This is a genomic window from Brucella thiophenivorans (genome assembly GCF_002252445.1).
In the GTDB taxonomy this organism is placed as follows: domain Bacteria; phylum Pseudomonadota; class Alphaproteobacteria; order Rhizobiales; family Rhizobiaceae; genus Brucella; species Brucella thiophenivorans.
This window is the reverse complement of record NZ_NNRJ01000052.1, coordinates 123,533-148,527: the sequence shown is the minus strand read 5'-3', so window position 1 is coordinate 148,527 and position 24,995 is coordinate 123,533. Positions and strand designations below refer to the sequence as shown.

Sequence of the window (24,995 nt, the reverse complement as noted above, 5' to 3'; positions counted from 1 at the left end):
GCAGTTGCGCTCCCACCTGGAACACTTCATCGCAGCTTACAATTTCGGACGAAGGCTAAAGACCCTTCGAGGCCTTACGCCCTATGAGTTCATCTGCAAACAATGGACAAATCAACCGGAACGTTTCACACTCAATCCGATCCATCAAATGCCGGGACCGAAAATCTAATAAACTGCTCGAGCGTGGTTGACCTCCAAACACGAGCGCAAAAGAGCTCCGTTTTCGGCCTGTCAAAGAAGCCTTCGCATGCTGCGTTATCTGGAGAACATGCCTTGCGGGACATTGAGCGGACCAGCTTCGCATCACCGATCCTCGATAGCCAACCCGGCCAGCGATAATGTGTACCGCGATCAGAATGCACAATTGGCCGCCTATCTGTACCTGTGACAGTTTCTATGGCGGCATCGAGCATCGTGTTGACCAATTGCGCATCTGGTCTCACTCCGATAGACCAGCTGATAACCAAACCATCGAAGCAGTCGATGATGGGCGAGAGATATACCTTGCCAGCCGAGATATGGCATTCAGTGATATCGGTCAGCCATTTCTCGTGTGGGGCTGTGGCCTGGAAGTCGCGATTAATAAGGTTCTCAGGCGCTGAACTGATTTTTCCCAGACAAGAGCGGTATCGCCGCCGCTTTGTTGTCGTAACGATCAGGTTCTCCTGTTTTCATCAAGCGCTGCACAACCTTCTCTGAGATTGTAACGGATTGTTTGGCTAATGACGCCTGTAGCCTGCGGTAGCCGTAGCATCGACGGTTGGCTTCGAAGATTTCGGTGATGCTTTGACGAATAGTGAGGTACTTGTCGGTGATCCTAACGCGGGCCCGATGATAAAAATATGAACTGCGCACCAGTCCCAACTGACCACGCAGATCGGGGAGTTGATAAAGATCTTTTAGGGTGTCAACCAACAGCATTTTCTCCCGATTACTCAGGAGTTGCAGATCGAGGCCCAGTTCTTTTTTTATGAGTTCGGTCGCTTTCTTCAAAAGGTCGTGCTCAAGCTGCAGTTTATGAATATCGTGTTGCAGTGTTTCGAGCTGGCGCTCTAATTCTTCTCGCTCTGGCACTGGCGGTGAGTTGTTCTTGCGTTTCATGATTGCGGGAGCCTCCGGACCAAGTAACTGGTTTTTCCAGTTATACAGGGTCGGTCTGCATACGCCGAGCTTTTCGGCCAGGGCCTGCGCGCTTTCTTGCCGATTATAAAGTCCGACAACACCAGCCTTCTTCAACGTCTCCGGATATCGCGGACGTCCAGTTCTTCCAGTGACAGCTTTACTAATTTCAGGAAATGCGTCACGAACCCATGCTGTCAACGTTGCACGACCTGGATAGCCTAAGGCGCGCATCGTTGCAGAAACACAACGACCATGCGTGCGGTAGTGCTCAACAGCCACTTCCTTCTGCGCCTGTGTAAACTTTGGGGCTCGGGGCGCAAATCCTAAACGCAGATCAAGATGGTGCTCATATTCAAAGTACCAGCCTTTCAAAGCATTCTTGCTTGGATAGCCCAACTGGCGAATAGTCGCTTTCGCCCGCTGGCCAAGCTTGATGTAAAGCGCAACTGCTCGCATCCGGTCTTCGTAGGAATACATGAACTACCTCATTGATAGTCCAAGTTTCGTCCGCACCGCCAAAAATATTCTGACTTTAAACACTCAAGCGATTTGTCAAAACATATATGACTTTTTTATTTTTCAGCCTTTTCCCCTCTCTCGAAACCCTATGCGCATGCGCCATATAATGCCCGCTGTGAAACAGGGACCCCATAGGCAATCAGGCGGGGGGCAATAGAAATGACTATGGATATCGCCGTGCTGGCTATTGGCATCGCATTCTTCGCAATGCTGTTTGGCTATTTGCGCCTTTGCGAGAGGCTTTGAGGAACCCGCCATGCTGATTGAATATATCGCAGGCGCCTTGGTCGCGGCTTTTGTTGCCGCCTACCTTCTTTACGCGCTCATTCGTCCAGAACGGTTCTGAATAAGCAGTTGATTTGAGCCTGATCAAGGCTTGGGAAAAACCATGACAATTAATGGATGGATACAGATCCTCATCTTTTGCGGGATCATCATCGCGCTCGTAAAGCCGCTTGGCAGCTATATGACACGCGTTTTCAATGGCGAGCGCACTTTCCTTTCGCCTGTCCTCGTTCCCATAGAACGGGGGCTTTTTCGCTTGGCAGGCACAAGCGAGCGCGAGGAACAGCACTGGACGAGCTATACCGCCGCCATGCTGCTGTTCAATCTTGCAGGCTTCCTGCTGCTTTATTTTTTGCAGCGCTCGCAAGGTTCTTTGCCTTTTAACCCGATGGGTATGAGCAATGTACCGGCAGACCTCGCCTTCAACACCGCAACGAGCTTTGTCACCAACACCAACTGGCAGAACTATGGCGGCGAAAGCACCATGTCCTACCTCACCCAGATGGCTGGTCTTACGGTGCAGAACTTCGTGTCAGCGGCGACAGGCGTGGCCATTGCCATTGCGCTCATTCGCGCCTTCTCGCGCAAATCCATGAAGACGCTTGGCAATTTCTGGGTCGATCTTACGCGTTGCGTACTCTACATCCTGCTGCCGTTATGCATCGTCATGACACTGGCTTTTGTGGCGCTTGGTGTGCCGCAGACGCTCGGCTCTTATGTCGAAGCCACCACGCTTGAAGGCGCGCGTCAGGTCATAGCGCTTGGTCCGGTCGCTTCCCAGCTTGCTATCAAGATGCTCGGCACCAATGGCGGTGGCTTCTTCAATGCCAATTCCGCGCATCCATTTGAAAATCCCGATGCCATTTCGAACATGATCCAGATGATAGCGATCTTTGCCATCGGTGCGGGCCTTACCAATGTGTTTGGCCGAATGGTCGGCAATGAAAAGCAGGGCTGGGCGATTTTCGCTGCAATGGGCGTGCTCTTTGTGGCCGGTGTTGCCATTTGCTACTGGGCAGAAGCTGCGGGCAATCCGCTCATCCATGCGCTTGGCATTGATGGCGGCAATATGGAAGGCAAAGAAACCCGCTTCGGCATTACCATGTCGGCGCTATTTGCAGTGGTGACGACAGCCGCCTCCTGTGGCGCAGTCATTGCCATGCATGACAGCATGATGGCGCTTGGCGGCATGATCCCCATGATCAACATGATGCTGGGCGAAATCATTATCGGCGGCGTAGGCGCAGGCTTCTACGGCATCATCCTGTTTGTTGTCGTGGCAATCTTCGTGGCCGGTCTGATGGTCGGACGCACACCAGAATATCTGGGCAAGAAAATCGAGGCAAAAGAGGTGAAGATGGCCATGCTCGCCGTTCTCTGCCTGCCGCTTTCGATCCTTGGCTTTACGGCAATCGCCACAATCATTCCGGCAGGTCTAAGCTCGATTGCCAATCCCGGACCGCACGGCTTTTCGGAAATCCTTTATGCCTATACGTCGGGCACCGCCAATAACGGTTCTGGCTTTGGCGGCCTCTCGGGCAACACGCCATGGTACAATATCACCATCGGTCTTGCGATGCTGATGGGCCGCTTTCTGGTCATCGTTCCGGCACTGGCAATTGCAGGATCACTGGTTGCCAAGAAGTCAGCACCCGAATCCGCCGGGACATTCCCGACCCATGGACCGCTTTTCGTCGGTCTGCTGATCGGTGTCATTCTCGTTGTGGGCGGTCTGATCTTCTTCCCCGCACTGGCGCTGGGACCTGTGGCTGAACATCTCGCGCTGATTAACGGGCAGACGTTCCAATGAACATATTCAGCAAGTTCAAAACTACTTTTTGCATCCATTCGGATGCACGGAGTTTTAGGCCGTCAAACCTCATTCTCCTCATCCTCGCAGCAGTGCTGATGATCGTGCTTGCTGCAGAATTTCTGGGTCCGCTTTTCTGGAGTTCCCTATGAGCAAGTCCCAATCCACAAGTATAATTGATGCCCGCATCCTCATTCCCGCCATCGGCGATGCTTTTCGCAAGCTCAATCCCAAAAGCCTTGCACGCAATCCGGTCATGTTCGTGGTGGCTTTGGTCTCCATGCTTACAACTGTTCTTCTGTTGAAGGACGTTGCGACCAACGGAGCCGATATCGGCTTTTCGTTCCAGATCGTGCTGTGGCTCTGGTTCACGGTGCTTTTTGCCAATTTTGCCGAAGCTGTTGCCGAAGGTCGCGGCAAGGCACAGGCGGAATCCCTACGCCGCACCCGCACGGAAACCCAGGCCAAACTGCTCCGTGATATAGGCCAGAAAGACTTTACGACCGTACCTGGCACAAGCCTCAAGGTCGGCGATGTGGTGATCGTTGAAGCAGGCGATATCATTCCATCCGACGGCGAAGTCGTTGAAGGTGTGGCATCCGTCAACGAAGCAGCCATCACAGGTGAATCCGCTCCGGTCATTCGTGAATCGGGCGGCGACCGCTCTGCTGTCACCGGCGGTACGCAGGTTCTGTCTGACTGGATCAAGGTCCGCATCACGGCGGCTCAGGGTTCAACCTTCATCGACAAAATGATCAGCCTCGTCGAAGGGGCTGAACGCCAGAAGACGCCAAATGAAATCGCGCTCAACATTCTGCTTGCAGGCATGACGCTGATCTTCGTTCTGGCTGTGGTGACAATTCCGAGCTTTGCCTCCTATGCGGGCGGTTATATTCCCGTCATCGTGCTGGTTGCCCTTTTCGTGACCCTCATCCCGACCACAATCGGCGCACTTTTGTCGGCAATTGGCATCGCCGGTATGGACCGTTTGGTGCGTTTCAATGTGCTCGCGATGTCTGGTCGTGCGGTGGAAGCTGCCGGTGATGTTGACACGCTTTTGCTCGACAAGACCGGCACAATCACGCTCGGCAATCGTCAGGCCACAGCCTTCATGCCGGTTAGCGGCGTGAATGAACTGGCCCTTGCCGATGCCGCACAATTGGCCTCGCTTGCCGACGAAACGCCAGAAGGCCGCTCCATCGTCGTTCTTGCCAAGGAAAAATACGACATGCGCGGCCGCGATATGCAGAGCCTGAATGCGATCTTCGTGCCTTTCACGGCGCAAAGCCGGATGAGCGGTGTCGATATTGATGGATCGTCAATCCGCAAGGGCGCGGTTGATGCCGTGCTCAAACATGCAACATCGGATGAGAAGACCATTCATGAACTGCAGGCCATTGCCGACACAATCGCCAAGTCCGGCGGCACACCGCTGGCGGTCAGCAAAGATGGTCGTCTGCTCGGTGTCATTCACCTCAAAGACATCGTCAAAGGCGGCATCCGTGAACGTTTCACCGAACTGCGACGCATGGGTATCCGCACGGTTATGATCACCGGCGATAATCCGATGACCGCAGCTGCCATTGCGGCGGAAGCCGGTGTCGATGATTTTCTGGCGCAGGCAACGCCTGAAAACAAGCTCGAACTCATCCGTGAAGAACAGGCCAAAGGCAAGCTTGTGGCGATGTGCGGCGACGGCACCAATGACGCGCCAGCCTTGGCGCAGGCCGATGTCGGTGTTGCTATGAATACCGGCACGGTCGCCGCACGCGAGGCCGGTAACATGGTCGATCTCGATAGCGATCCAACCAAGCTCATCGAGATTGTTGAGATCGGCAAGCAATTGCTGATGACGCGCGGCGCACTCACGACCTTCTCGATTGCCAATGACATTGCCAAGTATTTTGCGATCATTCCCGCGATGTTTCTCGCCTTCTATCCGCAGCTTGGCACGCTCAACATCATGGGGCTTGCAACGCCACAAAGCGCGATCCTCTCGGCGATCATCTTCAATGCGCTCATTATCGTTGCGCTGATCCCACTCTCGCTGAAGGGTGTCACATATAAGCCCGTCGGTGCAGGCGCGCTGCTGTCGCGCAATCTGCTGATCTATGGCCTTGGCGGTGTCATCGTTCCGTTCATCGGCATCAAGGCCATTGATATGGCTATCGTCGCCCTCGGCCTTGTCTAAGGAACTAGAAAATGTTGAAACAACTGCGTCCAGCACTCGTCATGATCGTTGCTCTTACCGTCATCACCGGGTTGATCTATCCACTTGGCATGACCGGCCTTGCACAAGCCATCTTTCCGCAACAGGCAAATGGCAGCGTCATCGAAAACGACGGCAAGGTGATCGGTTCTGAACTGATCGGCCAGAAATTTGCAGGCGACCGCTATTTCCATGGCCGTCCTTCTGCGGCTGGCAAAGAAGGTTATGATGCTGCAAGCTCGGGTGGCTCCAATCTTGGGCCAACCAATCCGGCACTGATTGCACGCATCAAAGCCGATGCCGACGCTCTCAGAAAAGGAAATCCCAACGATGAGGTGCCGCCCATTGACCTCGTCACAACATCGGCAAGCGGACTTGATCCGCATATCTCGCCGGAAGCAGCCCTTTTTCAGGTGCCACGCGTTGCCAACGCGCGCGGCCTTGATGAAGCAAGCCTTCGCGGTATCGTCGAACGACAGATCGAACAGCGCGAGCTTGGTTTTCTTGGTGAGCCCGTGGTCAATGTGCTCAAGCTTAATCTTGTTCTGGACAGAACGAGTAATAACTAGAGTAGATAGAAGCATTTCCAGCAAAAGTGCGAAGCGGTTTTGCGTAGGATAATGCGTAAAAACCAGAAGATAGAGCGGTTCCAACAATTCTGTTAAAACCAGTCTGTTAAAACCGGAGCCCCTCTAACGGCGGGCTTTCCCGCCGCCTTCTTATTTCGAGGAAACAACGCTTGGTATCGGACGATCTTCGCCTTCGCGATATGAGGCCTTCCCCCGATGCGCTGCTTGAACAGGCAGAGCGCGAAACGCGCGGCCGTCTCAAGATATTTCTGGGAGCAGCACCCGGCGTCGGCAAGACCTATGAAATGCTGATGTCGGGACGTGCGCGCAAAGCGGACGGCATTGATGTGGTGATCGGCGTTGTCGAGACGCATGGGCGCAAGGAAACCGAAGCTCTCGTCGATGGGCTTGAAATCATCGACCGCACCGAAATTTCCTATCATGGCCATCGGCTCGATGAGATGGACATTGACGCGATCCTTAAAAGACAACCCCAACTGGTTCTGGTTGATGAGCTGGCCCATACCAATGCGCCGGGCAGCCGTCACCCCAAGCGTTATCAGGATGTCGAGGAAATTCTCGCACGCGGGATTGATGTTTATACCACGCTCAATATCCAGCATGTCGAAAGCCTCAATGATGTGGTGGCTCAGATCACCCGCATCCGCGTTCGCGAAACCGTGCCAGACAGCATTATTGACCGGGCCGATGATATTGAACTGATCGATCTCACACCGGATGATCTCATCAAGCGGCTCGATCAGGGCAAAATCTATCTGCCCAAAACCGCAAAACGCGCCATCCGCAACTATTTCTCTCCCGGCAATCTGACTGCCTTGCGTGAGCTGGCACTTCGCCGCACAGCGCAGCGGGTTGACGAACAGTTGCTGACCCACATGCGCGCTAATGCCATACAGGGACCATGGGCTGCCGGTGACAGGGTGCTTGTTGCGGTCGACCAGCGCGCAAACAGCGCTTCACTGGTCCGCTATGCCCGGCGGCTTGCCGACCGGTTGCGTGCGCCCTGGGCTGCCATTCACATCGAGACGCCGCGTTCCGCCAGTCTTTCGGAGGAAGCCAAGGATCGGCTTGCGGCGACCATGCGACTTGCCGAGCAGCTCGGCGGCGAGACCATCATCATCCCCGGCCAAAGCATTGCCGAAGAGCTGGTGCGCTATGCTTCAACGCATAATTTTACGCATATCGTTGCCGGAAAATCGGCAAAGTCGCGCTGGCGCGAGGCAATAGAAGGCTCGGTCGGCCATGCGCTGATCCGGCGTTCAGGGGACATCGACGTTCATATCACCGCTGCCGCTGACCGCGACAATGCCGGTTCCACCCGCAGCATTAAAACCGTTACCCATTCAGCCGGATATGACGTTAAGCCCTATCTCGCAGCATTTCTTGTTACAGCCTCCGCGCTTGGTGTCGGGCTTCTGCTCGACCAGTTTTTGGATGTGCGAAGCATCGCTCTGGTTTTCGTTGTAGGCGTTCTTGGCGTTGCGGTCACGCTTGGTCTATGGCCAGCGTTGTTTGTCTCGGTTTTAAGCGCGTTTGCCTATAATTTCTTCTTCCTCTCGCCGCTCTACACATTGTCCATAGCCGATCCTGAGAGCGTGGTGGCGCTTTCGTTCTTTCTGCTTGTAAGCTTCGTTGCCAGCAATCTGGCAAGCGGTGTCCAGCGACAGGCGGCAGCCGCACGTCAGCGTGCACATATGACGGAAGACCTTTATCTGTTCAGCAAGAAGCTGGCGGGAACCGGCGCGCTCGATGATGTCCTTTGGGCTACCGCCTTTCAGATAGCGTCCATGCTCAAAGTGCGCGTCGTCATCCTGCTGCAGGAAGGCGAAAGCATCGCCGTTCGCGCGGGCTACCCGCCCGATGACAGTCTTGTCGATGCTGATATTGCAGCAGCGCATTGGGCCTGGGAGCATGAACTGCCAGCCGGGCGCGGGGCTGATACCCTGCCGGGCGCCAAGCGGCTTTATCTTCCGCTCAAAACTGCGCGGACCTCTGTCGGTGTGATCGGTCTCGACAATGATCGGCAAGGGCCGATCCTCACGCCAGAAAAGCAACGGCTTTTTGAGGCCTTAAGCGATCAGGCGGCCATTGCCATCGAGCGTGTGCAACTTGTGGGCGATGTTGAACGCGCCAGGCTTGCAGCAGAAGCCGACAAGCTCCGTTCGGCGCTTCTCACCTCCATATCGCACGATCTTAAAACCCCGCTTGCGGGCATCATGGGTGCGGCCACCACATTACGCGACTATTCTGGTTCACTGCCGGAAAGTGATCGCACTGAATTACTCTCGACCATTGTAGAACAATCCGAGCGGCTCAATCGCTTCATTGCCAATCTGCTCGACATGACACGGATTGAATCGGGCGCCATGGAGCCAAATCTGTCGCTGTATTATCTCGGCGATATTGTCGGCGCTGCACTTCACCGCGCAGCGAAAATCCTGTCGCATCACACAATTCAGATGTCAGTTCCGACAGACCTTCCCATGGTGCGGCTAGATGCGGTTTTGTTCGAGCAGGTGCTGTTCAATCTCCTGGACAATGCCGCAAAATATGCGCCGCAAGGTTCAGCAATCGCTCTTGAAGCACATGTCGAATGTGGTCATGTGATGCTTGAAATCAGCGATCGTGGTCCCGGTATTCCCGATATCGATCTTGAACGGGTTTTCGATACATTCTATCGCGTTCGCAAGGGTGACCACGTACAGGCAGGAACAGGCTTAGGCCTTTCCATTGCGCGTGGCTTCACAGAAGCAATGGGTGGAACTATTCGGGCCGGAAACAGGACTGAGGGTTCCGGTGCCCGCTTTGCAATCGCGATACCCTTGCCAGCTCAAGAAATGGACAGCACCATATGAACGACCCCAAGCCCAAAATTCTGGTGGTCGATGATGAGCCACCCATTCGCAAATTACTGCGGGTTGGGCTTACGAGCGAAGGTTACGCCGTGGTCGAAGCGACCAATGCGCGCGAAGCAGACCTGTTGCTTGAGAGCGAAAAGCCCGATCTCGTACTGCTCGACCTTGGTCTGCCGGATACGGACGGCCATGAGCTTCTGCGTCTGTGGCGTGAACGGGGGCTGACGCTGCCAGTCCTCATCCTTTCAAGCCGTACCGATGAGGCAGGCATCGTTCGGGCGCTCGAAACAGGGGCGGACGATTATGTGACAAAACCTTTTGGCATGAAGGAACTGGCAGCGAGAACGCGTGTTGCGCTACGCCATAAACTGCACCAGCAGGGCGAGAAGCCGGTTTTTCAGAGCGATGGTTTATCGGTCGATCTCGTCAGGCGCATCGTGAAGCTTGATGAGGCGGAGATAAAGCTCTCGCCCAAGGAATATGAAATCCTGCGCCTGCTCGTGCAACACGCGGGCAAGGTGCTGACGCATCAATATATTCTAAGCCATGTCTGGGGTCCGGCGGCCGATGTGCAATATCTGCGCATCTATGTCCGTCAGCTGCGCCAGAAAATCGAAAAGTCTCCCGATCAACCGAATTATATTCTGACGGAAACGGGCGTCGGCTATCGCCTGCGTGAGGCAGATTAAGATCAATATCTACACAGTTTTTGAAATATAAATCGCGTCAGAAATGTTGGCTGCGGTTCATTTCTTCTGACGTTGGAACAATTTGCTTTACGTACCTCAAACTGGACGCTAAGATTATGCACGTGACGCTTTGGGAGGAGTTCACATGCAGTACAATATTCAGGCACTCAGAGGCTGCAAAGCGATTGGCTCTGACAGCACTGGCTTCGGCGCCCGCGCATGAATGTGGCGCGAAAAGAGAGCGCTGGTCCGCTTCTTCAAGCAATATCGCTGTCAAAGTCTTTTGGACCAGTCCAGGTGCTTAAGGGTATCAATCTTGACATTTATGGTGGCGAAGTTCACGCGATTATTGGTGAAAATGGTGCCGGTAAATCGACGTTGATGAAGCTTCTTGCGGGCAATGAACGTCCGACGAGTGGCGAAATTCGCATCGATGGTAAGCTGATCGCTTTTTCTAATCCGGTGGAAGCCGAGGCGCAGGGTATCGTGCTCGTGCATCAAGAAATTCTGCTGGCGCCTGATCTGACTGTTGCGCAAAATATCTACCTTGGACGAGAACTATCAAACGGCCTTGTCGTTGACGACAAATCGATGCGCGAAGGCGCGCGAAAGGCCATTCGTGATCTTGGTGCTGATATTAACCCGGATGCTATTGTGGGCACTCTCTCAATCGCGCAGCGGCAGCTTGTTCAGATTGCCCGCGTGCTGCTTGTGCCACATCGCGTGGTGATTTTCGATGAGCCGACAGCGTCGCTAACGCCGGTTGAAACCGAAGCGCTGTTGAAAGTGATCAACGATATTCGCGCCAAGGGCATCGCAGTTCTCTATATTTCGCACCGTTTGCCGGAAGTGAAGGAAATTTCGGATCGTGTAACGGTTTTGCGCGACGGAATGCTTGTTGCAGCCCATATGGCTTCCGAGCTTCAACCGAATGACATGGCCCGCCTGATGGTGGGGCGTGATGTGGCGAAACTCTACCCCGACCGTGCGTCTGAGCGCGGCGAGGAACGCGTGCTTGAGGTGCAGGATTTTATGGTGCCCGGCTATGTCAAAACGGCGAGTTTTGTATTGCGCAGGGGAGAAATCCTTGGTTTCGCAGGTTTGGTTGGGGCAGGGCGCACAGAGCTTATGGAAGGCGTTGTTGGCCTTCGTCCCGGTAAAGGGCAAGTTCGCCACAATAGCAAACCCGTTAATTTCCATAATGCGCATGAAAGCCTGTCGGCGGGGATTGCGTATCTCAGTGAAGATCGCAAAGGCAAAGGTCTGTTGCTTGGTAAAGACCTTGGCATCAATCTGACTCTTGCATCGATCAGTAAGTTTATTCGTGGCTTGCAGATTGACCGGAGTAAAGAGCGCGTGGCGCTCGATGATGCGATCAAGGAATTTGATATTCGCACCGGACGCAAAGATATTCTTGCGGGACAACTCTCAGGTGGAAATCAGCAAAAGCTATTGCTTGCAAAAATGATGCTGCTGAACCCGTCGATTGTGATCATCGATGAGCCGACACGTGGCATTGATGTAGGCACGAAAGAGCAGATCTATCAATTCATCGCCAATCTGGCTGATGAAGGAAAATCGATCATCGTTGTGTCGTCAGAGATGCCGGAACTTATCGGGATATGCGACCGCATCGTTGTTATGCGAGAGGGTCGTATTGCTGGTGAGGTGACGGCTGAGCGCATGACCGAGCACGATATTGTTGTTCTTGCAACGGGCGTCAGCACAGAAGCCGCATAAATATAAATAGGGGTGCCAATGACTGACGTAGTGAATGACAAGAGCAAAGCGCCGAAGACGTCTAAAGACTGGGATTTGAGGGCGATTGCACCTTTTATTGCGCTGCTTCTGCTGCTTGTTCTGGGTACACTTGCCAATCCGAATTTCATCAGTATCGATAATCTGCTCAATGTCGCAACACGCAGTGCCTTTATTGCGATTATTGCGCTGGGTGCTACTTACGTGATCTCGTCTGGTGGGCTTGACCTATCCGTGGGTGCAATGGCCGCGTTTGTCGGCAGTATCATGATCATGTTCATGAACAGCGGCGTTATCGCCGATCCAGTCATGATGCTGATCGCGGCCGTGCTTCTGGCTGTGGTCGTGGGTGCGCTGTGCGGGCTGACCAACGGTTTGATCACGACCCTAGGTGGGATCGAGCCGTTTATCGCCACGCTCGGAACCATGGGTATCTATCGCGGCTTGACAACATGGCTGTCACAGGGTGGTGCAATTACGCTGCGTAATCCCGAAATTCAGGCACTTTATCGCCCTGTTTATTTCGGTGATGTATTCGGTGTGCCAATTCCAGTGATTGCGATTTTTGTCACGGCAGCAATCGCAGCTTTCGTGCTCTATCGTACGCGTTATGGACGCCATGTGATTGCCGTTGGCTCTAGCGAAGATGTCGCGCGCTATTCTGGTATTTCGGTTAAGCGGGTACGCACGATTGCCTATGTTGTGCAGGGGCTTTGTGTGGCCGTTGCGGTGCTGCTTTATGTGCCGCGACTAGGCTCAACCTCTGCAACAACCGGCATGTTGTGGGAGCTGCAGGCAATTACGGCGGTTGTCGTTGGTGGTACGGCGTTGCGCGGTGGCGTTGGGCGTGTCTGGGGCACGATCTGCGGCGCGTTCATTCTCGAAATCGTCGGTAATATTATGCTGCTTTCCAACTTCATCAGTGAATATCTGATCGGTGCCATTCAGGGTGCTATCATTATTATCGCGATGTTGGTGCAGCGGTCACTCTCGCGACGATGAGAGAGCGTCTGACGGCTTTTGGATAACAAGTTTGACGGGATTGAAGGGGCGGTCCAGTCACTTAAGGATAAAGCCCCCGAACAATTGGGAGGAAAGAATGCGAGGAAGATTTTTAGGGGTTGCTTTTGCTGCTTTGGCTGCTGGGGCGCTAGCCTTCACTGCTGTTGCAAGCGCACAGGATAAGAAGGTGACGATTGGTGTGTCGATCCCTGCTGCGGATCATGGTTGGACCGCGGGCGTCGTTTATCATGCCGAACGTGTCGCCAAGCTTTTGATGCAGGAGCATCCGGGCCTCAACGTAATCGTCAAAACATCCCCAGATGCAGCTAGTCAGGCGAATGCATTGCAGGATTTAGCCGTTCAGGGGCTCGATGGTCTTGTCGTCTTGCCAACCGATCCAGATCCGCTGGTCAATGCGATCAAGGAAATCAAGGACAAGGGCACTTTCGTAGCGCTCGTTGATCGCGCGCCAAGCAATAACGACAATTCGATCCGCGATCTTTATGTTGCAGGTAACAATCCGGCTCTCGGTCAGGTGGCTGGCGAATATATCGCAAAAACAACGCCGGATGCGCAGGTAGTTGTCATTCGCGGCCTTCCAATTCCGATTGATCAACAGCGTCAGGACGGTTTTGACAAGGGTATTGCAGGGTCAAACGTGAAGGTTCTTGATCGTCAGTACGGCAACTGGAACCGTGACGACGCTTTCCGCGTGATGCAGGACTTCCTGACAAAATATCCGAAGATTGATGTTGTCTGGTGTCAGGATGATGACATGGCCGTTGGTGTGCTTGAAGCTATCAAGCAGGCAAATCGTGATGATATTCAGTATGTTATCGGCGGTGCTGGCTCCAAGGATATGATCAAGAAAGTTATGGATGGCGACAAGCTCATGCCGGTGAATGTGCTTTATCCGCCTGCAATGGTTTCAACCGCGATGGAACTGGCTGCTGGCCATTTCTACGATCAGGTGCCAGTCAGCGGCGAGTATATTCTCGATGCAACGCTGATCACCAAGGACAATGCCGAGCAGTTCTACTTCCCGGATTCTCCTTTCTAATATTGAAATACGCGCCTGCTTTGCCGGGCGCGTATTTATATCACCTCGATATAAGTTTGAGTTTCATTTGGAGGACTTTTGATGAAGACGATCAAGGGCCCCGGGATTTTTCTCGGGCAATTTGCTGGCGATGAAGCGCCATTCAACACATGGGATGGCATTACAAAATGGGCAGCTGAAAAGGGCTATGCCGGCGTGCAGGTTCCAACCTGGGCAAGCCAATTGATCGATCTGAAGAAAGCGTCTGAATCCAAAGATTATTGCGATGAATTTGCAGGTGTTGCACGCGAAAATGGCGTCGAAGTCACCGAGCTTTCAACGCATCTCCAAGGTCAGCTTATCGCCGTGCACCCTGCCTATGATGAAGCATTTGACGGCTTTGCTGTGCCCGAAGTGCGCGGCAACCCGAAAGCGCGTCAGGAATGGGCCGTTGAGCAGGTGAAGATGGCCATCCGCGCCTCCCGCAATTTGGGCATTGGTGCGCATGCCACCTTCTCAGGCGCTTTGGCGTGGCCGTTCATCTATCCTTGGCCGCAGCGTCCGGCTGGTCTGGTTGAGACCGCGTTTGATGAATTGGCGCGCCGTTGGCTGCCAATCCTTGATCATGCGGAGGAATATGGCGTGGATATCTGCTACGAAATCCATCCGGGCGAAGACCTGCATGACGGTGTGACGTTCGAGATGTTTCTTGAACGTGTGAAGAACCATCCGCGTGCGAACATGCTTTATGATCCATCGCATTATGTGCTGCAATGTCTGGATTACCTTGACAATATCGACATTTATAAAGACCGGATCAGGATGTTCCACGTCAAGGATGCGGAGTTTAATCCGACTGGTCGTCAGGGTGTGTATGGCGGTTATCAGGGCTGGGTCAATCGCGCTGGTCGTTTCCGTTCGCTGGGCGACGGACAAGTGGATTTTGGCGCTGTTTTTTCAAAAATGGCAGCCAATGATTTTGATGGCTGGGCAGTGGTCGAGTGGGAGTGCGCATTGAAGCATCCGGAAGACGGTGCGCGTGAGGGGGCTGAGTTCGTCAAGCACCATATCATCCGCGTTACCGAGAAGGCGTTTGATGATTTTGCAGCTGGCGGCACCGATGATGCTGCCAATCGCCGTATGCTGGGATTATAAGGTAGTTCAATGACTAATGAAGCAAAAACCAAAGAAAGAGCCAATCCACGCATTCGGCTTGGTATGGTTGGCGGTGGTGCAGGTGCTTTCATCGGCGGCGTGCATCGCATGGCCTCGCGGCTCGACAATCGCTTTGAACTGGTTGCAGGCGCATTGTCTTCATCGCCCGAGAAGGCGCAGACCTCGGGGCTTGAGCTTGGGCTTTCAGAAGACCGCATTTATTCGAGCTACAAAGAAATGGCGATCCGTGAAGCGCGTCTCAAAAATGGTATTGAGGCGGTTGCAATCGTCACGCCAAACCATGTGCATTATAACGCGGCTAAGGAGTTTCTGCGTCGCGGCATTCATGTAATTTGCGACAAGCCCCTGACTTCGACCTTGGCTGACGCAAAGAAACTTAAGAAAGTCGCTGATGAAAGTGGCGCATTGTTTGTGCTAACCCACAATTACACTGGCTATCCTATGGTGCGACAGGCGCGCGAAATGATCGCCAATGGCGAGCTTGGTGATTTGCGTGTGGTACAAGTTGAATATGCGCAAGACTGGCTCACTGAAGCGGTTGAGGAAACGGGGGCCAAGGGTGCTGTTTGGCGCACTGATCCGGCACAATCAGGTCTCGGTGGTGCAACGGGTGACATTGGAACCCATGCTTTCAACCTTGCTTCCTTTGTCACCGCCCTGACACTGGAAAGTTTGGCGGCTGATCTCGACAGCTTTGTTCCGGGGCGGCGTCTGGATGATAATGGGCATGTGATGCTACGTTTTGCAGGTGGAGCCAAAGGGATGCTCTGGTGCAGCCAGGTGGCCCCGGGCAACGAAAATGCTTTGCGTTTGCGCGTCTATGGCACCAAGGGCGGCATTGAATGGGCGCAGGAAGACCCGAACCGCTTGTGGTTCACGCCCTTTGGTGAGCAGAAGCGATTGATTACCCGCGGCGGTGCGGGTGTAGGGGCTGCTGCAACGCGTGTTACGCGTATTCCAGGCGGTCATCCTGAAGGCTATCTCGAAGCTTTTGCGACGATCTATTCAGAGGCAGCTAACGCTATTCAAGCACGACGTGACAATGCGAAGGTTGATAGTGCAGTTATCTATCCAACGGTCGATGATGGGGTGAAGGGAGTATCGTTTATTGACGCATGCGTCCGCTCATCGAATAAGAATGGCGGATGGGTAAGTCTCTAAAGCACGAAAATTGAAAGCGCCGCCATTTTGGGCGGCGTTTTTGTTTGAGCGGTTATGTATCGCCCATGGCTCATTTACATCGCCGTAGAAAAGCCACGTTGATTTCATGTTTGATTGCAGCGTGCCTTATAACGCGATCACATAATTGATCGTTACAGTTGGCGCGAATTTGTAGCTTTTCGAAAGCGTTTGCCATGCCAAAATTTCGCCCCACGATTGCCAGTGGGCCATTATGCCTTTTAACTGCGCTCTATGTTCTGATTTTCACAAATACATCTTTTTGGCATGCGATTAGCGCTTATTATGCCGATGCTCCCTTAAGGCTTGCGGGCTTAGCTGTAGCGCTGTTGCTTCTGTACGTCGCACTGCTGGTGCTGTTTTCGGCAAAATATATCATCAAACCGATGCTGATCCTGTTTGTGATAATCGCAGCCAGCGGTTCTTATTTCACAGATACGTTCGGCACAATCATCGACAAATATGTCGTTGAGGCCGCGCTTACAACAACGCAGGCTGAATCCGGTGCGCTGCTTACGCCAAGCTTCCTTTGGCACATGCTAATTTTTGGTGTTGTTCCATCATTGTTGATTGGTTGGGTACGTATCAAACATCGACCAATTCTCGGCAAGTTGATGGTAAACACCGGAATTATTCTCACCTGTCTGATTGCGTCTGTTGCGATACTTGGCACGAATTACGCGGCTTATTCGTCCATGTTTCGTGAGCATGGGGCTGATATTATGCAGAAGCTGATGCCAAGCACGCCGATCACGAGTACGATTCAGTATGTCGGGCATGAGTTCAAGAACCGGGATATTCCCATGCAGCCGCTGGGGTTGGATGCCAAGCAGTCACTAACGCAGTTGCCCGGAGGCAAAAAACTCGTGACAGTTGTGGTTGTAGGAGAAACTGCGCGCGCGCAGAACTTCAGCCTTAATGGATATGCGCGCGAAACCAACCCGGAACTGAAAAAACGCGACGTTATTGCCTTCACCAATACGACCAGCTGTGGCACGGAGACTTCCGTTTCGGTGCCTTGCATGTTTTCGCCTTTCACCCGTGAAGACTATTCAAGCACCAAGTTCCGCGGTTCAGAAAACCTGATGGATGTTCTCAAACATGCCGGCGTGCAGACGAGTTGGTATGAGAATAATACCGGCAGCAAGGGTGTTGCCGAACGCATGAAGATGATTGATCTGCAAGGTTCGCAGGACAAGCGTTATTGCGAGGGCGGCGAATGTCTTGATCAGATATTGATCGATAATCTGTCGAAAGAGCTGAACGAAACAACCGGCAATGCGACCATCGTGCTTCATATGACGGGCAGTCATGGCCCGGCCTATTATCGCCGATACTCGGCTGACTACGCAGGTTTCAAGCCGGATTGCCGCTCAAATGATTTCGCTAAATGTTCGCAGGACGAGATCGTCAACGCCTATGACAACTCTATCCTTTACACGGATCATATTTTGTCTGAGGTAATCGATCTTCTCAAAGCGCATGAGGACAAGTTTACTTCAGCGATGATTTATATGTCGGATCATGGCGAGTCGCTCGGAGAGAATGGTCTGTATCTTCACGCGGCACCCTACTTCATCGCGCCATCACAGCAAACCCACATACCGTTCATCACATGGTTCTCACCGCAATACACATCGGATACTGGTCTTGATCTCAGTTGCCTGCGCAAAACGACAGCTGAGCCATCATCGCATGACAATCTGTTCCACACGATGCTTGGTATGATGGCGGTGAAGACGTCTGCTTATGATCAGTCACTTGATCGGTTTGCGGTCTGCCGGACCCCACACAGTGTGGCACTGAACTAAGAATGAAAACCCCGCTCAGCGAGCGGGGTTCTTTGTTTTGCCTATGATCAAACGTAGCGGTTGACCACGTTCTCCAGATATTCCTGACGGCCGGATCGTGGCTGCGGATTGATGTCTTTTGCTTCGACTTCTGCTGCGATCTGTTCCAGCGACATGCCAGTTGCAAGTGTCTTGCCGAAGTCGCCCGACCAGCCAGCATAGCGATCATCAAGCGGCTTGCTCAGTGCGCCGTCCTGCACCATGCGTGCAGCAGCCTTGAGGCCACGCGCACAGCAATCCATGCCGCCGATATGACCGATCAGCAAATCCTGCGGATCAATGGACTGTCGACGCAGCTTGGCATCGAAATTGGTGCCGCCATTCTTCAATCCGCCGTTGAGCAGAACTTGATAATAAGCGAGCGCCATTTCTGGCACGTTGTTTGGGAACTGATCCGTATCCCAGCCCGATTGGTAGTCATTGCGGTTCATGTCAATTGAACCGAGGATACCAAGGCTGCGTGCCAGCGCCAGCTCATGCTCGAAAGAATGGCCGGCGAGAATTGCATGACCCTGTTCGATGTTGAGCTTGACTTCGTTTTCCAGACCATAGCGCTTGAGAAAGCCGTAAACCGTTGCGACATCGTAATCATACTGATGCTTGGTTGGCTCCTGTGGCTTTGGCTCAATCAGGACCGTGCCCTTGAAGCCAATCTTGTGCTTGTACTCGACCACGAGGTTGAGGAAGCGGCCCATATTGTCGAGTTCGCGGCTGAGGTCCGTGTTCAGCAGGGTTTCATAACCCTCACGACCGCCCCAAAGCACGTAATTGTCGCCACCAAGACGCTTGGTTGCATCGAGACAGGTTTTGACGGTCGCAGCTGCAAATGCAAATACTTCCGGATCGGGGTTGGTAGCAGCGCCGGACATATAGCGGCGATGCGAGAAGAGATTGGCTGTGCCCCACAAAAGCTTGATGCCAGTCTCGGCCTGCTTCTGCTCGAAAACATCGACGATGGCTTCCAGATTTTTGGTGTTCTCAGCAAAATTATTGCCTTCCGGGCGCACGTCGGCGTCGTGGAAACAATAGTAGGGTGCGCCGAGCAGCGAGAAGAATTCGAAGGCTACATCCGCTTTCAGCTTTGCTGCCTCGAGGCCGTCCTTATACCAGGGACGGTCAAACGTGCGTCCGCCAAAAGGATCGCCGCCCTCCCAAGCAAATGTGTGCCAATAGGCAACTGCAAAGCGAAGGTGATCTTCCAGGCGCTTGCCAAGAACGATCTCGTCTGGATTGTAGTGACGGAATGCCAGCGGGTTGTCGCTGTCAGGGCCTTCGTAACGTATTTTCTGGATGTCGCCGAAAAATCCGGTGCTCATCATGCTCCTCCAATGTTGATGATGGTAACGCTGCGGCTTTGCTGGTTAAGCGAGTGGACGCAGCGCGGGATAAAGTGCGTGGTAACGCTGATAGGCTTCGTCATAAGACGAAATCAGTGCTTGTTCAGGCTCGATGGTATGGGCCGTTCGTGGTGGCGTGCAGATCGCAAAAGGATCAGCACCGCTGGCAGCAAGCAGGCCGAGACGCGCCGCGCCAAATGCTGCACCGAAATCACCTTCTTCGGGAACAGAAATCGGCACATTCAATGCTGTCGCAATCGATTTAAGCCAATAGGTGGAACGCGAGCCGCCGCCCACTGCAATGAGCGATTTGATCTCGGTGCCGGCCGATTGCAGCGCTACGAGATTATCACGGATGGCGAATGCCACACCTTCAAGCACAGCTTGCGTCATCACTTGGCGATCAGTTTCGTGATCCAGACCGCTGAAGACGCCCCGGATTTTCGCGTCATTATAAGGTGTGCGTTCACCTGAAAGATAAGGCAAGAACGTCGCACTGCCGGGGGCATTCAGTGCGGTTCCCAGCTCTGCATCAAGCGCGTGTGCGCTGGTGCCTGTGATGCGGGAGAACCAGTCGAGAGCGCTGGCGGCAGATAGGATTACTCCCATCTGGTGCCATGTGCCGGGAAGCGCATGGCAGAAAGCATGAACTGCACTTTCGGGCTTTGGCTGGTAAGCTCCATTGGCGGCGAACAGAACCCCCGATGTCCCAAGCGAAACGAAAGCATGACCGGGCTGGACCGTCCCCATGCCACAGGCAGACGCCGCATTGTCACCCGCGCCACCCGCAACGACCGGAGCGCTCGAAAGTCCCCAGCGCGCGGTGAGTTCAGCGCGCAAAGTTCCGGTGGCGTCGCTGCCTTCGGCAAGCTTTGGCATATGGCTTTCGCTCAGCCCCGTCTTGGAGAGAAGCTCATTTGACCATTGGCGCGCGCCGGTATCAAGCCAGCTGGTGCCTGCCGAATCCGACATGTCGGAGACATATTCGCCCGTCAGCCAGAGCCGCAGATAATCCTTCGGCAAAAGAACCTTGCGCGTGCGCGCAAAAATATCCGGTTCATTGCGGGCAACCCAGACCAGCTTCGGTGCTGTGAAGCCGGGGAAAACAATATTGCCGGTGATGGTACGGAAAGTCGGATCGGCGTCGAGTTCAGCCGCTTCTTCATAGCTGCGCGTATCGTTCCACAGAATGCAGGGGCGAAGCACCTGATCATTTTCATCAAGCAGCGTTGCACCATGCATCTGACCAGAAAGACCAATGCCTGCAACGGCTGAAAATTCTTTTGGATGCGCTGCGCTCAGGCCATCAATTGCCGCTTCACAAGCCTTGATCCATTGTGCAGGATCTTGCTCGCTCCAGCCGGGATGCGGGCGCGAGACGTCGAGGTCACCATGCGCAGAGCCTATGACAGCCTGATTGTCGTCAATCAGAAGCGCTTTGACGCCGGATGTTCCTAGATCAAGCCCGAGATACATAATTGCTCCAGTCGAATTATCGTGTGTTCAGCGCCTCAGTCGAGCTGTGGCAGGTTGTCTTTGAGAAAGATTTCGATGCGGATATGTTCTTGGCCCGGTACAATGGCGAGGCGATCCGCAGTTGCTTTGAGAACGCGTATGGCACTGCGTATTTCATGCCCTGCATCCTGTGCCAGCACAGCATGAACAAGATCATCTTTCAGTGCCTGCGATGTGACGCCGTCACGTTCGTGCGCGACGACCAAGGGCCGGTTGACATTTCGGGAAGCGGCAAGAGCGCGTACGAGTCCGCTGTTGCCTGCGCCCAAACTGTAAATTCCTGCAAGGTCGTTGCGCTCATCGAGAAGTTCAAGCACGAGTTTTTCAACGCGCGCGCCTTCATCAAAACCTTCAAGAACGGGCAGAATTTCGCGCCCGGAAAAATCAGTTTCCATCGCACTTTTAAAGCCTTCAAACCGCGCCTGATGGTCGTGTACTTTCAGCGAGCCAGCGATAACTGCGATGGCACCGCTGGTTCCGCTTGCAAAAAGCCCCAGCAAACGCGCAGCCGTCCGGCCAGCTGCGCCGTTATCGATGCCGACATAATGCGCACGCGTTGAGTGGCCCAGATCAGAAATCAGCGTCACAGCGTGGACACCTAATTCGGTCAGCCTTGCACAGGCCTTACGCACGGGATCCGTGTCAACGGCAACAAAGGCAACGCCATCAGGCTTGCGTTCGGCGCTTTCATTGAGCGCTTTTACAAGGGCTGCTTCATCAAAGGCTGGAACAAGCACGAGATTGATAGAAACGCGTTCCGAAAGCCCTCGTTCGGTTGCCGCTTCCAGCTCAGCGCGCAAGCTTTGCATGAAGGTATTTTCATTGTCTGGCAGAATGAAATCGAACTGATAAAGTCTGCCACGCGCGAGATTGGCAGCGCCAACATCACGCACATAGCCAAGCGAATTCATCGCGTCCGTTACGCGGTCGCGTGTTTTGCCTTTTACGCCGGGGCGATCGTTGAGCACACGGTCAACCGTGGCGAGACTGACGCCCGCAGTTCTGGCTATGTCATGCACGGTGGGTTTCATGCTTACTCCTCGCAGCGGAACATAGGAGTAAAAATGAGGTACGTAAATCAAAAAATGCTTGCTATTCATTTTTGTTCGCGTATCAATTGCAGCCGAGGATAGGAGCCGTGCGCCTTGTGCATAGTTTCGCTGGAGTGATCTTGGTGCTCAGCACCGCAGGGAGGGTCAGCCAGATATAAGAAGTAGCGGCCTCTTTTGAGGCTGTTTTGTCGTACCAAACTCCGGGGGCGGTTTCGTTCGGGGCGAGGTCTTGTATCAGCCGGCATTTCGTCGGTGGTGATTGGAGGAACGTGCATGAAACGTCGTAATTTTTTGACAGGTGCGTTGGTCGCCGCAGCTCTTGGCATTGGTGCAATGGGGACTGCGCCAGCTTTCGCTTCGCCGGAAAACCCGGTTATCGGCTTTTCTATCGATGATTTGCGCGTAGAGCGTTGGGCGCGTGACCGCGATTATTTCATCGCAGCAGCGGAAAAGCTTGGTGCCAAGGTCAACGTTCAGTCGGCTGACGGCAATGAAGAAAAGCAGGTCAAGCAGGTTGAAAACCTGATCTCGCAGGGTGTCGACGCTATTGTGATCGTGCCGATGAACTCAAAGGTTTTTGATGCTGTCGTTGCTGATGCAAAAGCTTCCGGCATCAAGGTTCTGTCTTATGATCGCTTGATCCTCAATGCCGATATCGACGCTTATATTTCTTTTGATAATGAGCGTGTTGGTTTCATGCAGGCAGAAGCCGTGCTCAAGGAAAAGCCGGAAGGCAATTATTACCTGCTCGGTGGTTCGCCAACCGATAACAACGCGAAGCTTCTTCGTGCTGGTCAGGAAAAGGCGCTGAAGGAAGCGGTCGATTCCGGCAAGGTCAAGATCGTTGGCTCGCAATGGGTCAAGGAATGGAGCCCGACTGAAGCGCTCTCCATCATGGAAAACGCATTGACGGCAAACCAGAACAAAATTGATGCTGTTGTTGCTTCCAATGACGGTACTGCCGGTGGCGCAATTCAGGCTTTGGCCGCACAGGGTCTTGCAGGTAAGACAGCGGTTTCCGGTCAGGACAGCGATCTGGCTGCTGTAAAGCGTCTGGTTGATGGCACGCAGACCGTAACGGTTTACAAGCCGCTCAAGCTGATTGCTGAAGAAGCAGCGAAGTTGACGGTTCAGCTGGTTCGGGACGAAAAGCCTGAATTCAATGGCAAGATCGACAATGGTTCGAAGGAAGTCGATACATTGCTTCTGACACCAACTGCTGTGACCAAGGACAATGTCGACATCTATGTGACAGACGGTTTTTATACCAAGGAACAGATCGACGGGAAGTAAGGCCCGGTTGTTTCAACTTGGAAATTAGTTGATGGATCAGGCGCCGGATAACGTTTTTTGGCGTCTGACCTTCAGAACTTTTTTATTGGCCTCAGTTTGACAGCGTTGTCTATGGTCAATTTGCTTTCTGAAAATGCTACCCGAAATACTGTAAGGTCGTGTATTTATGTCCGAATACCTTTTGGAAATGCGAAACATCAGTAAAGATTTCAACGGCGTAAAGGCGTTGGATGGAATTTACCTGAAAGTGCGTCCGGGAGAATGTGTCGGGCTTTGCGGTGAAAACGGCGCGGGTAAATCGACGCTTATGAAAGTGCTTTCGGGTGTTTATCCCTATGGCACTTGGACGGGTGAGATTTTCTGGGAAGGTAAAGAATTAAAAGCCAGCGGCATTCGCGATACGGAAGAAGCTGGCATCGTTATTATCCATCAGGAATTGATGATGGTGCCGCATTTGTCTGTGGCCGAGAATATCTTTCTGGGTTCTGAACCGACAACTGGCGGCTTCATCGATTATGATCAGATGAACTCACGGGCAACTGAGCTGCTCGCACGTCTCAAGATTTTCGATATCAATGTCGCGCTGCCGGTTTATCATTATACCGGTGGCAAGCAGCAGTTGATCGAAATTGCTAAAGCAATCAACAAAAACGCCAAGCTTCTCATTCTGGATGAGCCGACTTCGGCGCTGACTTCATCTGAAACGCGTATTCTACTCGATCTGATCAAGGATTTTAAAGCGCAAGGTATGGCTTGTGTCTACATCTCGCACAAGCTTGATGAAGTGGCTGAAATTTCTGACACAGTGACTGTCATTCGCGATGGCGCACATATTGCGACACGCCCGATGGCAGAACTGACCACACCTGACATCATCACGATGATGGTTGGGCGTGAAATGAAAAATCTTTTCCCACGTGAGCCGCACGACATTGGCGAGGTGGTGTTTGAAGCCCGTAATATAAGTTGCTGGGGTGTAACCAATCCTGATCGCAAAGTGGTTGATGATGTTTCGTTCGCGCTAAGGCGCGGTGAGATTTTGGGTATTGCAGGACTCGTAGGCGCAGGGCGAACGGAACTCGTGTCGAGCTTGTTTGGTGTCTGGCCGGGTGTACACCAAGGACAAGTCTTTCTTGAAGGCAAAGAAATCAAAATCCGTAATCCCCGCGATGCTGTGCAGCAAGGTATTTGCATGGTGCCGGAAGATCGCAAGCGTGATGGCATTCTGCCCATCATGGCGGTTGGTCATAACATGACGATCTCTGTCCTTGATCGCTTTTCCTTGCGCGGTTTGATCGACAAAGAGTCTGAACTCGCAACGATCCAGCGAGAAATCCTGCGTTTGAAAGTGAAGACAGCCGATCCAATGCTTGCCATTGCGTCGCTTTCAGGCGGCAATCAGCAGAAAGCTGTACTTTCAAAAATGATGCTGCCTAACCCCAAGGTGCTTATTCTTGATGAGCCGACACGCGGCGTCGATGTCGGTGCGAAATATGAAATTTACAAGCTGATCTTCGCGCTAGCGAAACAAGGCGTGGCCATTTTGATGGTGTCGTCGGAAATGCCGGAAGTGCTGGGCATTAGTGATCGTGTTCTCGTTATTGGCGAGGGCAAGTTGCGCGGCGACTTCCCGAATGAAAATCTAAGCCAAGAGAAGGTTCTTGCCGCAGCTATTGGCAAGCCTGAAACCAATGCGGCCTAGTTTTTTGAATATT

Annotated in this window: 17 protein-coding genes and 2 pseudogenes; 15 read left to right on the top strand and 4 right to left on the bottom strand. The window is 53.2% G+C overall.

What is annotated here, in order from left to right:
- Positions 1-169 (top strand): annotated as a pseudogene (locus tag CEV31_RS20985) (IS481 family transposase); the annotation flags it as partial.
- On the opposite strand, the pseudogene CEV31_RS17340 reads toward CEV31_RS20985, so the two are convergent.
- Positions 168-1,599, bottom strand: a pseudogene (locus CEV31_RS17340) (IS3 family transposase); the annotation flags it as partial. The pseudogenes CEV31_RS20985 and CEV31_RS17340 sit on opposite strands and share 2 nt — an antisense overlap.
- A gap of 298 nt (positions 1,600-1,897) precedes the next feature.
- Between CEV31_RS17340 and kdpF the strand changes: the two are divergent.
- The 12 genes from kdpF to CEV31_RS17280 all read left to right on the top strand — a co-directional run bounded on the left by kdpF (position 1,898) and on the right by CEV31_RS17280 (position 18,044).
- On the top strand, positions 1,898-1,987 hold the full coding sequence (gene kdpF, locus CEV31_RS17335) for a K(+)-transporting ATPase subunit F (RefSeq protein ID WP_036567035.1): 90 nt from the start codon (positions 1,898-1,900) through the stop codon (positions 1,985-1,987).
- 42 nt (positions 1,988-2,029) lie between these two features.
- Positions 2,030-3,736 carry a potassium-transporting ATPase subunit KdpA gene (gene kdpA, locus CEV31_RS17330; RefSeq protein ID WP_094508883.1) on the top strand — a complete coding sequence of 569 codons (1,707 nt, stop codon included), beginning with the start codon at positions 2,030-2,032 and terminating at the stop codon, positions 3,734-3,736.
- Between the two features lie 148 nt (positions 3,737-3,884).
- Complete coding sequence (gene kdpB, locus CEV31_RS17325) at positions 3,885-5,927, top strand: potassium-transporting ATPase subunit KdpB (RefSeq protein ID WP_094508881.1); 2,043 nt, start codon at positions 3,885-3,887, stop codon at positions 5,925-5,927.
- Between the two features lie 11 nt (positions 5,928-5,938).
- Positions 5,939-6,514, top strand: a complete 576-nt coding sequence (kdpC, locus tag CEV31_RS17320) for a potassium-transporting ATPase subunit KdpC (protein ID WP_094508879.1) — start codon at positions 5,939-5,941, stop codon at positions 6,512-6,514.
- Positions 6,515-6,714: 200 nt separating this feature from the next.
- The gene (locus CEV31_RS17315) at positions 6,715-9,390 is read left to right on the top strand and encodes a sensor histidine kinase (protein ID WP_210190947.1); all 2,676 of its coding nucleotides are present in this window, start codon (positions 6,715-6,717) and stop codon (positions 9,388-9,390) included.
- A complete protein-coding gene (locus CEV31_RS17310) occupies positions 9,387-10,079 on the top strand; it encodes a response regulator transcription factor (RefSeq protein WP_094508875.1) in 693 nt (230 codons plus the stop codon). Before CEV31_RS17315 ends, CEV31_RS17310 begins: the two co-directional genes overlap by 4 nt.
- A 219-nt stretch (positions 10,080-10,298) precedes the next feature.
- Positions 10,299-11,819 (top strand): sugar ABC transporter ATP-binding protein, encoded by a 1,521-nt coding sequence (locus CEV31_RS17305; RefSeq protein ID WP_094508873.1) that lies wholly within the window; start codon positions 10,299-10,301, stop codon positions 11,817-11,819.
- Between the two features lie 18 nt (positions 11,820-11,837).
- A complete protein-coding gene (locus CEV31_RS17300) occupies positions 11,838-12,839 on the top strand; it encodes an ABC transporter permease (RefSeq protein ID WP_094508871.1) in 1,002 nt (333 codons plus the stop codon).
- Between the two features lie 97 nt (positions 12,840-12,936).
- Positions 12,937-13,899, top strand: coding sequence for a substrate-binding domain-containing protein (locus CEV31_RS17295; protein ID WP_094508869.1), 963 nt, complete (start codon positions 12,937-12,939; stop codon positions 13,897-13,899).
- An 81-nt stretch (positions 13,900-13,980) separates the two neighbouring features.
- A complete protein-coding gene (locus tag CEV31_RS17290; protein WP_094508867.1) occupies positions 13,981-15,033 on the top strand; it encodes a sugar phosphate isomerase/epimerase family protein in 1,053 nt (350 codons plus the stop codon).
- Between the two features lie 9 nt (positions 15,034-15,042).
- Complete coding sequence (locus CEV31_RS17285; RefSeq protein ID WP_094508865.1) at positions 15,043-16,215, top strand: Gfo/Idh/MocA family protein; 1,173 nt, start codon at positions 15,043-15,045, stop codon at positions 16,213-16,215.
- A gap of 194 nt (positions 16,216-16,409) precedes the next feature.
- A complete protein-coding gene (locus CEV31_RS17280; protein WP_094508863.1) occupies positions 16,410-18,044 on the top strand; it encodes a phosphoethanolamine transferase in 1,635 nt (544 codons plus the stop codon).
- 47 nt (positions 18,045-18,091) lie between these two features.
- Here CEV31_RS17280 and xylA read toward each other — a convergent pair whose 3' ends face one another.
- The 3 genes from xylA to CEV31_RS17265 are packed head-to-tail and all read right to left on the bottom strand — an operon-like array spanning position 18,092 to position 21,966.
- Positions 18,092-19,399: a xylose isomerase gene (xylA, locus tag CEV31_RS17275; protein WP_094508861.1), complete on the bottom strand. Its 1,308-nt coding sequence runs from the start codon at positions 19,397-19,399 to the stop codon at positions 18,092-18,094.
- Between the two features lie 45 nt (positions 19,400-19,444).
- The gene (xylB, locus tag CEV31_RS17270; RefSeq protein ID WP_094508859.1) at positions 19,445-20,896 is read right to left on the bottom strand and encodes a xylulokinase; all 1,452 of its coding nucleotides are present in this window, start codon (positions 20,894-20,896) and stop codon (positions 19,445-19,447) included.
- A gap of 35 nt (positions 20,897-20,931) precedes the next feature.
- Positions 20,932-21,966, bottom strand: coding sequence for a LacI family DNA-binding transcriptional regulator (locus tag CEV31_RS17265; RefSeq protein WP_094508857.1), 1,035 nt, complete (start codon positions 21,964-21,966; stop codon positions 20,932-20,934).
- A 294-nt stretch (positions 21,967-22,260) separates the two neighbouring features.
- Here CEV31_RS17265 and xylF point away from each other — a divergent pair, with 294 nt between their 5' ends.
- Both xylF and CEV31_RS17255 read left to right on the top strand, forming a co-directional pair.
- Positions 22,261-23,280 (top strand): D-xylose ABC transporter substrate-binding protein, encoded by a 1,020-nt coding sequence (gene xylF, locus CEV31_RS17260; RefSeq protein ID WP_094508854.1) that lies wholly within the window; start codon positions 22,261-22,263, stop codon positions 23,278-23,280.
- A gap of 166 nt (positions 23,281-23,446) precedes the next feature.
- A complete protein-coding gene (locus tag CEV31_RS17255; protein WP_094508852.1) occupies positions 23,447-24,982 on the top strand; it encodes a xylose ABC transporter ATP-binding protein in 1,536 nt (511 codons plus the stop codon).
- Positions 24,983-24,995: the final 13 nt, after the last annotated feature.